Below are 9,552 nucleotides of genomic sequence, written 5' to 3'. Positions count from 1 at the left end.
CGGACCTGGTCCGATCCTCTATCTTTTCTTCATCCGTGCGGACCTCGGATTGATGGGGGATCCATCAATGTGCCTCGTCGAAGCGGATGCGATGGTGACGCATGTAGTTTTCCCGGCCGGGCCAGTTCCTGATCGACATGTCTTTGCATAGTCCTGTGAGACGTCGGTTATCCTCGTCCAGGTGTGGGTCACGAGTAGCCGCCCGTCCGATGCGAAGGAGATGAACCCTTTGTCGAAGAGACCGTCATGCATCACGCAGAGGACGAGACCGTTGTCCGGGTCATCCTTCTGCGACTCGTCCGACAATGCCCAGGGGAGGATATGGCTTGCGACGAGCAACTCGCGTACGTCGAGCCCACAAAGCTCACAGCATGCGTCCCGTCTCAGTAGTGCCTCGCGGAAACGGGACTGGGAGATGCGATAACGCGTCATCCGCATGCCCTCATGGTTTCGAGTCCGTGGAGGCATGAGCTCTTCGGAGGAGGGTGGTGAGGGTGACGCAAGGCTCTTCGTCCCCGGATTCGCACGATTCCGTCGGAACGAGCGCCAGACGGCGGGCTCATGCTTGCCACCTCCCACGCCGAGCTTCAGGTCGAGCAGCCATTCCCCGGTCACGAGGACGGGGAGGATTGTGAATCGGGCGACCAGGTTCTCGTACGTGGCCCCGGATTCCTTATGATGGAACGTCTTCCGATAGAGCGCCTCGTCGAGCGTCATGCCGTCGACATGTGGGAGGGCGAGCCCGACGTAGCGTACGTCGCGACCGACGCGCTCGAAGTAGAAGAACGGTGCATGGTGGTCCTGTTCCGGCTCATAGGATCGTCCGAAATGCTTCAGGAACGTCTCGTTCCCACGTTGCTTCGTGTCGCGGAAATCCTTCCCAGGCGTCTGGTTGTCGCCATAGTAGACGAGGATGCCGCTCGCGGGATCATGATGGTTCTGCCATTCGGCCTGCTTGCCAGTATCGAGTAGGATGGTGAATGCCTCCTCTCTGCCGAGAGCTGCCTTGCCCTCGACCATGGCGCGACGAATGCCGCCCTGGTTCCCGAGACCGCGTAGTCCTTCTCCAAAGCGGAAAAGGCGGCTCAGAGGCTCGTTCGCGAAGTGCGACGACTCGGTCCCGGCAGGATAGACCTTACCAGGTATGAGGTCTCGTGGGATGACGTGGCTCATTTGTCATCCTCCGTATCATCGCTGTTCCGTCTTTCGCGATCCCGTAGTACCGCCAACTCGATGCGTTCCGCGACGGCTGATGCATGACGCTCCTTCTCGTGCTCGAGAAGCCTTACCTGCATCATCAGTTCCCGGTTCTCCTCCTCGAGACGCTCGACGTTCCGGGAGCGGGCCTTGTAATCGTCCGTGACCTCGGTCAGGCTGTGGAGTTGTCGTTGCAGCCGCTCCTTCTCCTCGTCGCCACGGCGGGCCTGTTCCTCGAGGTGGAAGACCTCCTTACGCAATGACTTGACCGTTTCGGCATGTTCCTTCTCGAGACGTGCGAGCGCGTCGACGGCCTTTCGTCTTTCCGCCTCCGCCTTCTCCATGGAAGCGAGGAGCATCTTCTCCTGTTCCGCGAGCAGCTCGCTCGCGGTTCGCCCCTCCTCCTCGATCCGTATGCGTTCCTCCGTGACCTCGGCCTCGAGTTGGACGACGGCCTCCTCGTGACGCGAGTGGACGGACTTCAGTTCGGTCGCCTGGAGCTTCAGTCGTAGGGAACGTTCCTCGAAAAGATTACCGACCTGGCGGAGCAAGAGGGAGAGCTGCTCGTCCTCCTCCGTCAGCAAGGGATCGTGCGAGCGATTCTCGCTCAACGTGACGAATTCCTCGAAGAGCTGGTTCGTCGTCAGCTGGCGTTCGCGTACCAGCTCAGAAATCCTACGTGTCACCTCTTCCGACAGGCGGAAGGATTTATTCTTCATCTCGTTCGTATCATTATTCTGCGGCTCCATGATCATCTCTCCATATGTATAGTTATTTTAGTGCCTCGATGGCCTCATTATAACATGTGGCAGAGGCGAAAAAGATTCTTGCGAGGACGCGAAATTTCGATCTGTTCAAAGCGAATATTTTCTGATATAATTGAGAAACTGATAGATAGCGAAAGGATGTTCGTATTTCATGGGAACAAAAAATAGATTAAACACAATCGAGCTGTTCGCGGGTGTCGGAGGCTTCCGTACCGGCCTCGAACAGGCGAACCCGGACCTCTTCAAGGTAGTGTGGGGGAATCAATGGGAACCTTCGCGCAAGGCGCAAGACGCATTCGATTGCTACGCATCGAACTTTAAGGAAGGTATCCACTCTAACGAGGACATCACAACTGTGACGGACGAGGCGTTCAAAAACCTCGATGCTCAGCTCGTCGTCGGAGGTTTTCCTTGCCAGGACTATTCCGTCGCGAGGAGTCTTTCAGGTGAGAAGGGGATACAGGGTAAGAAGGGTGTACTCTTCTGGGAAATCAAGCGTATCATTGAAGCGACTACCCCACGTTACGTTCTTCTCGAGAACGTCGATCGACTCTTGAAGTCGCCGGCGAAACAACGAGGACGTGATTTTGCGGTCATGCTCGCGACGTTCCGTGATCTCGGCTATAAGGTCGAATGGCGTGTCCTGAATGCTGCAGAGTATGGCATGGCTCAACGACGGAGACGCGTGTTCATCTTCGCGACGCGCGATGACTCTGGCTTCTCGAAAGAGCTCGACTCTTACGAATCGGACGACATCTTGTTCGAGAAAGGTTTCTTCGCACCCGTCTTCCCAGTCAAGCCGGAGGTCGTGAAGAATCGTCGCCTCGTCGGTATGTTGCCGGACGATATCGTCGAGATTTCGGACACGTTCTCTGCGAATTTCCATAACTCGGGATATATGCACGAAGGGCGTTTCTATTCCATCCATACCGAGCCGGTCTTCGAGAAACCGACCCCGTTGCGTGACATCTTGCAGCCAGAGGACACGGTGCCAGAAAAGTTCTACCTGAAAGATACGGCTATCGAGAAGTTCAACTTCCTCCGAGGTGCGAAGAAAATCGAGCGGACATCGGCCGACGGACACAAATATATTTATGCCGAGGGTGGTATGTCGGAGATAGACGACCTCGACAAGCCTGGGCGGACGATGCTGACGAGTGAAGGGACGACTAACCGGAGCTCCCACGTGGTAGAGGTCAACGGACGTCGGCGTTTCCTGACGCCGCTCGAGTGTGAGCGGCTGAACGGATTTCCAGACAACTGGACGAACACGATGAGTGATCGGATGCGTTACTTCTGTATGGGTAACGCGTTAGTGGTTGGTCTCATCGAACGAATGGGACGACGAATCGAGCAGCTCGAGGACCGTCATCCGGTGCTGATGCCTACTCAGGAATCGTTCTTCATCAACAATAACTGATGCGTCGCTTGAGCGACCCGGACATACTGGAGGCACTTTCGCATGATGCGGAGGTGCCCTTTTTGGTTTCTCGATGACCGATAAAAGGAAAAGCTTAATATATCGAGATGCACAGAAGGGGGTAAATACGATGGCAACCAAGAATAAGAACCTCAGTAAGGTCAGAGGCACAGATACGAAGATGGAGGTCAAGGTTAGGCATGCGCTGTGGCATCGTGGCTTACGCTACCGGAAGAATTATCGGAAGCTCTTAGGGGCGCCGGACATCGCCTTCCCGGCACAGCGTCTTGTCGTCTTCCTCGACTCATGCTTCTGGCATGGATGTCCTGTCCACTACAAAGAGCCGAAGAGCAATGTTGAGTTCTGGCGCAACAAGATCAAACGGAATCGTGAGCGGGACAAGGAGCAGACGGAACATTACCTCTGCCAAGGATGGACGGTGCTACGCTATTGGGAGCATGAGGTGAATGGAGACTTCAACCGCGTGATTGACGAAATCGATAAGACGTACCATGCAATGCTCGGTACGGGAGCAGATGTTCAGGAGGGGAGGATCGAGATGTATCTTGAGGAAGAGGTGGATAATCCATGTGACTGATTTAAAAATATGAGCTCTATATGAACATCATGATTCTTGATAGAGTGGTTGTCGATAAATACTCGCTCGCGGACCTCCGTTCGTAACAAGATCCGTTCGTAACAAGAAAGGAATACATTTCTCGAAAGAACGCTACTACAAGATGAAAAATATGTGTACCAAAATCAAATATTTTATCCAAGACCTCGGATTTGAGAACATCCTTCTTATGATCAAATATTGTCAGATTGATGTCAAGATTTGTTTCCTTCACTTTTCTCATAGATGTGCTTTATCACACATATGAAAGGCGAAATTAGACTGATTTTTATGGGTCACTTAATCGATGTATTGCAATTACTCCAATTAACTTTGAACATACAAGTTCGAGTTAGAGATGTTATTTAATAATATCAAAGACTTAAGCATCTATTTCTATGAAGGTATAAATATTTAAAGGTTTTTAGGCAATATTTACTAAGCAGAAGAGGAATGGACGAACCTCTACCACTCCTCTTCTGACGCTACTTTATTTTTTATTGTTGACAATTATGTTATAGTTTTCAATTGATTCAACAAATCTTCTGCAATTCTTACTTTTTTCGGTAGTAAACCAACTTGAATCGCGATATCATGCCTAAGTTTACTAAGAGGTTCATTGTTTAGGTTTTGTTCATCAATTTCATAGCCTACAATAAAAGACTTTAAGTCATCTATACTAGTGAATGGTGATTTAGGAAGTAGACTTTGAAGTAATTTATCGGGATACATCTGACGTTTTGTAATGATTTCATCAGCTTGATTACTGTGGTATCCATAGAGCGGTTTCAGTTTGAACATGTCGATAAAATCCTCTATATTGGATTGTGAAGAATCATCAATTTTTACATTGATTTCTGTTAGTCCTTTACCAGGTTGTGGTATAGCAGTGAAAGTAAAGTGATGATGAATGTTATCCTGAAAAGGATGAAGTCCATCGATCGGAAATTCTTTTTCTCCCTTGAGACCTTGATTACATTGCTTACAAGAAGGTATGAGGTTAAATAAGGACATCGAGAAGTATGGGTACATTAGCTTTGATAGAAAATGATCTAAATCTGCCCTGATTCGGCCCTTACTAGAAATAAATGGCGTGACGAATTGACGATTGCAGTACGGACAAACTCGAATGTTAGAACTCATGACTAGAGCATAATCACTCCAACCATGCATGAATATTTGAGATTCTTTAACATTAGATAGTGTCATATGGACATCTGGAATAGAATAGAAACGTTCCTCGAATGACTTTAAATCAGGACAGTTTTTATTACTCAAAATACTGTATATTTCTTTTTTCTTGTCGGGCAATGCAGCTGCTAGTAAATATTTGAATTCTTCACGATGTTTATATGAGAATTTGTTTTTTAAATTTCCTCCAGCTCTCATTTTAGCTGCTATTTTAAAAAGATTGAATAATGTGTCTGTCTTGAAGTTTTCATATCCAAATAAATTATAAATATGATTGCTAAACGTGACATCGACAGGCCGAGAGGACAAGACTTTCATCAATAGTTCAAAATTGGATTCCATTTCAAGATGGAGTTCTTTTAGTTTAGAAGGCTCTCCGATTGCAATATCTTTCAGGTTATATTCAATATAGTCATAAAACCTAAGTTGCTCATATTTAAACTTTCGCTTAAATTTATTTTGAGGATAATTATTATTCAAAGAACAAATTATTTTGTTCAATGATTTTTTAGGGATTTTAAAAGGAGACCTTTTAGCTTGCTTTATTTTAGGAAGAAGATTTTTTTTTAGATAGTCATGGTGTTTATCTTTTAACTCCTTTTCATGGTTAAGTTTAATCATTGAAAGGTTCCTCCTGGTCGCTCACATCAATTATATGCCTTATCAAACTTTCACGTTCGTCTTTGTTCATCGAGGAGAAAAGTTTGATAGAATCTTGTAGTTTAGGCGTTAATTCTCTACTCGATAACTCTTTGATTTTATTTTGATATGTGAAACGGATAACATCTTCACCGATTATTTTAACTACTGATTCAACCATACGAAGCTCTTTTCGAAAATTTTCTTTTCTATCTCGTGAAAAATATTCAAATTCATTAAATCTCGACTTTAACTCCAAAATCTTTTCGTCCAATTTTTTCAGAACATGATCTGAAAATTGTCCGTTAGTTTTATCAAGCGAAAATATATCAGTAAATAACGAATAAATATTTTGATTAAAAGTAAAATCATCAGATATTTTTTCTGAGGTGTAACAGATATTGTGATGAGGGATGTCAGACAACAAGATTGGCGAATGACTTGTTAATATAATTTGTATATTATTTTCATTCTTAAAAATTTGTGAAACTACTTTTGTGAGTTTGTTAATATAGTCAGCCTGCCACTTGGGTCCGAGAGAACTATCTGCTTCGTCTATTAAAATCCATATGTTCCCGTACTGCTGTTTCTCTAATCTAGATTCCATAATTTGAGAATGTAAATTGAATAGTTTTTCTTCTCCGGTGCTCATTCCCCAATGAAATCGAAGAAAGGAAATAGGAGATAATTCATAAAATTCATCTAAGTATTCTTTGAAGAAACTAATTAAAATTTCATTTCTGAAATTGATTACATGAGAACCTATACGATTATATTCTTTCTTAGAAATTAAAAATTCGTCTATTAAAAAAAAGAGTGAATATCCATCACGCTCTTCATTTTCGAATTTTTCAATAATCCGATGGGGAGAATCAAAATTCCTTTTAACAAGATTTAAAATCTCTGACATTATGTCTTGGTGATGGAAGATTTCCATTGGAAATTCATATGAATTAAGTTGTTTGAAAAATGAATTGATATTTTTACTTTTTTCAATTTTACTAAGTTCGTTATTATGGTAGTCGAATTCTTCTAATGAAGCTTGTAAAAGACTTGCAAGAAGTAAGGTATTACCTTGGATAGCAAAAAAAGAATCAAGGTCTGATTCAGCTAACTTAGACTGTATTTTTTCTATAGCAGTCTTTACAGATTTATTAATTTCTTTTTCATCCTCTGTAATAATCATCTTAGTGATTGTGTTTTCTAAATTAAAATATACGAGATCTGAATCAAATTCTATATGGATTGAATCGGGGATTTTATAAGGTAATTCGTAATTTGATATGTACGTTTTCCTTATGAAATTCAGTTGGCGGTTCATTTGGTTATTAAAGTGTGTCGATATTGGGTTGCTAAAGACGGTGCGTCGATTATCTGAAGATTCTTTCGATGCTTTACGCAATGAGTAACCAAGTGTAGAATTGAAAATTTTTGAAGAGTTAGTGAGATGATCATCAAAAAAATTACTTTTGTTCAAAACGTCTGAAAAATATATCACACTATTATCCGTTATTATATTTTGTAATTCTGACTTTCTTATGTTTTTAAGAGGTTGGTTAGGGATAAAATTGCGAATTTCAATTTTTAATTTTTCTGACGTTTCCAAAATATATAAACAGGATTCAGATTCTTCAAAGAAAATACCTAAATGATAGACTTCTAATTCTTCGTGAATTTCAAAGTTTAATAGATTTTTAATTGATTCGAGAAGAGTTGACTTACCACTTGCATTTTCTCCTATAATTACGTTGATTGTTTCGATATTATTAAATTCACTAAATATAAACTTGTCAATTTCTTGTACCTCATCAACGAAAGCGTTAAGGTGGAGAGAATAATTATAGCTTGAATCATCAAGTTTAAATAAAGAGGTTTCTAATAAACGTTGAAGTGTAAACTCTTCTATTTCGTTTGTCTTCGTGTTTTGTTTTAATAGGTAAATTAATTTCATCAAATATCTCCCTTAATAATTTAGAATCAGATAAAATATCGAACTAGTTTATTAGATAATACTGATAAATGATAATAGAACTAATACATAATGAAAATTCGAAATGTATTAGTTCTATTATTAGTACTTGCTATAGGACTAACTAATAAAACTTTAAATAGCTATCTCGATGTCACCTGAAATCAATCGCTGAACGATTATATTATGAATAATACCTACGAAAGTTTTAGCTGTTTCTGGCGTTACGTTAATAGTTTTACTATCGTCATCAAAATGTACTCGAAGGGGTTCATCTAATTTATCTACAGCTTTTTTTATTTGACTAATTGAATATCCACTCTCAGGCACATTATACTTTGATAACCTTCGTACAGATCTTGCACTACTATTCAATTTTTGAGTGACTAAATCATCATCTAAGCCTGAAAATCGATATTTTTCTGTAGAGATTGTGTAATCGCCCGTTATAAATTTAGATACAGTTGCTTGAGACTTAGCTTTTCTATTTTCACTTAGAGTCAACATACTCTCGAATCTATTTACATCGTATACATGAAGCCTTTTTGAAGTCCTATTTAAACGAGCTGTAACAGTTGGCGGGATTTGTATACCTTTCGGAACATCTACAATGGTAGTATTTTGAGTTATTGAGAATGACAAGATAGGCTTATTCTTTATTACTGAGTTTCGAGCTATAGAGAGGAAGTATAGATAATCGGAATCTTGTACGATTAAGAATTTCATCCCTTCGTTTTCTTCAAAGTTCGTTACTTGTTCTGGTTTACTTCCAAAATGTGAAAACTGAATGACGCGTTCAGTTTGATTACTTAGTAAATTCTCTATTTCAAATTTAAAACTATAAAGATAACTATCCTCTGAAATATCTTGGAAATCTACGTAATAGGGAATATCCTCGATTAAAGCGTTCCCATTCAATACTTTCATGTTTTTTTCATTACTTATCCCTTCAATCAAATTGTCTTCAAATGAGTTGTAAATCTTTTCTTTTTCAGCAGTTCCAGTCTGAAGTCTATAAATTCTGTGTAATTTAGAATTTTTAGATGTACATACATAAATTCTTTCAATCGTCATAAAACATCCTCATTTCTCATACATAGTAATAAATAACCTAGATTTTAAGGGGTCTCCGATTTGATAAACGTCGAAATATTGATATTTTTTTGATCTAAATGTAAATACATAGTCATCTTCATCTGTTTTACATAAGTTTATGCCTAAAAGGATAAGAAAAACGTTAGGAAAAATATCTGTACTTCTAATTATTAACGTGTATATGAGAAATTGAATTAAAAAAAAAGTTAAAATTGCCGCGTATAAGTTACCTTCTATTATCAATACAGCAGGTAAAATGTTTCCTAGTAGAAATGAGATTGTCGAGCCATTAATTTCTTTTAAATTACTTGATTTAAACTTTTCTTTTTGAGCACCAATCACTGGATCTGTTGAAGGAATAAGATGTTCTCTAGTTAGAATAAATTTTAATGAAAAAACCAGAATAACTATAAAGAAAAGAAGGAGAGCACACCAACCATATATATTAATTTTCATCGTCAAAATCTTAGTGTCAAATGGTTGATGAAACTTATCATCTATCTGAAGTAAAAATAAAAAATATGCTGGTGCCATAGCAGTAATGAAATATAAAAATTTATAGAAAAATCTAGTGCCGTAGAACATTTTAGAACATCTCCGTTCTTTGAAGTGAAATAAGTAAAAGAGATGAAAAAGAACTTTCCTTCTTTTTTTATTT

At 40.9% G+C, this 9,552-nt stretch carries 8 protein-coding genes; 2 read left to right on the top strand and 6 right to left on the bottom strand.

Annotated features, from left to right (window positions below):
- Positions 1–18: 18 nt before the first annotated feature.
- A complete protein-coding gene (locus ACHA8N_RS00665) occupies positions 19–1,173 on the bottom strand; it encodes an HNH endonuclease (RefSeq protein WP_393964442.1) in 1,155 nt (384 codons plus the stop codon).
- Positions 1,170–1,952 carry a hypothetical protein gene (locus ACHA8N_RS00660; protein WP_393964441.1) on the bottom strand — a complete coding sequence of 261 codons (783 nt, stop codon included), beginning with the start codon at positions 1,950–1,952 and terminating at the stop codon, positions 1,170–1,172. The genes ACHA8N_RS00665 and ACHA8N_RS00660 overlap by 4 nt, the downstream gene beginning before the upstream one ends.
- 163 nt (positions 1,953–2,115) lie before the next feature.
- Between ACHA8N_RS00660 and dcm the strand changes: the two genes are divergently transcribed.
- Both dcm and ACHA8N_RS00650 read left to right on the top strand, forming a co-directional pair.
- Positions 2,116–3,384, top strand: coding sequence for a DNA (cytosine-5-)-methyltransferase (gene dcm, locus ACHA8N_RS00655; protein WP_393964440.1), 1,269 nt, complete (start codon positions 2,116–2,118; stop codon positions 3,382–3,384).
- Between the two features lie 130 nt (positions 3,385–3,514).
- Positions 3,515–3,982: a very short patch repair endonuclease gene (locus ACHA8N_RS00650; RefSeq protein ID WP_393964439.1), complete on the top strand. Its 468-nt coding sequence runs from the start codon at positions 3,515–3,517 to the stop codon at positions 3,980–3,982.
- A gap of 528 nt (positions 3,983–4,510) precedes the next feature.
- Here the strand turns inward: ACHA8N_RS00650 and ACHA8N_RS00645 are convergent.
- From ACHA8N_RS00645 to ACHA8N_RS00630, 4 genes are all read right to left on the bottom strand, one after another.
- Positions 4,511–5,812, bottom strand: coding sequence for a hypothetical protein (locus ACHA8N_RS00645; RefSeq protein WP_393964438.1), 1,302 nt, complete (start codon positions 5,810–5,812; stop codon positions 4,511–4,513).
- Entirely contained in the window at positions 5,805–7,781 is a 1,977-nt protein-coding gene (locus ACHA8N_RS00640; protein ID WP_393964437.1) for an AAA family ATPase, read from the bottom strand. Before ACHA8N_RS00640 ends, ACHA8N_RS00645 begins: the two co-directional genes overlap by 8 nt.
- Before the next feature lie 153 nt (positions 7,782–7,934).
- Entirely contained in the window at positions 7,935–8,873 is a 939-nt protein-coding gene (locus tag ACHA8N_RS00635; protein WP_393964436.1) for a hypothetical protein, read from the bottom strand.
- A 9-nt stretch (positions 8,874–8,882) separates the two neighbouring features.
- A partial coding sequence (locus tag ACHA8N_RS00630) for a hypothetical protein (RefSeq protein ID WP_393964435.1) occupies positions 8,883–9,552 on the bottom strand: 670 nt, incomplete at its 5' end.

Origin of the sequence: Exiguobacterium sp. S22-S28 (assembly GCF_043359615.1) — a bacterium.
Taxonomy (GTDB): Bacteria; Bacillota; Bacilli; order Exiguobacteriales; family Exiguobacteriaceae; genus Exiguobacterium_A.
The sequence above is the reverse complement of the archived record's forward strand: the minus strand, read 5'-3'. Positions and strand labels throughout refer to the sequence as shown.

Coding starts and splice junctions, on each gene's coding strand:
- ACHA8N_RS00665 (WP_393964442.1), bottom strand. CDS start 1,173: ATGAGCCACGTCATCCCACGAGACCTCATACCTGGTAAGGTCTATCCT.
- ACHA8N_RS00660 (WP_393964441.1), bottom strand. CDS start 1,952: ATGATCATGGAGCCGCAGAATAATGATACGAACGAGATGAAGAATAAA.
- dcm (WP_393964440.1), top strand. CDS start 2,116: ATGGGAACAAAAAATAGATTAAACACAATCGAGCTGTTCGCGGGTGTC.
- ACHA8N_RS00650 (WP_393964439.1), top strand. CDS start 3,515: ATGGCAACCAAGAATAAGAACCTCAGTAAGGTCAGAGGCACAGATACG.
- ACHA8N_RS00645 (WP_393964438.1), bottom strand. CDS start 5,812: ATGATTAAACTTAACCATGAAAAGGAGTTAAAAGATAAACACCATGAC.
- ACHA8N_RS00640 (WP_393964437.1), bottom strand. CDS start 7,781: ATGAAATTAATTTACCTATTAAAACAAAACACGAAGACAAACGAAATA.
- ACHA8N_RS00635 (WP_393964436.1), bottom strand. CDS start 8,873: ATGACGATTGAAAGAATTTATGTATGTACATCTAAAAATTCTAAATTA.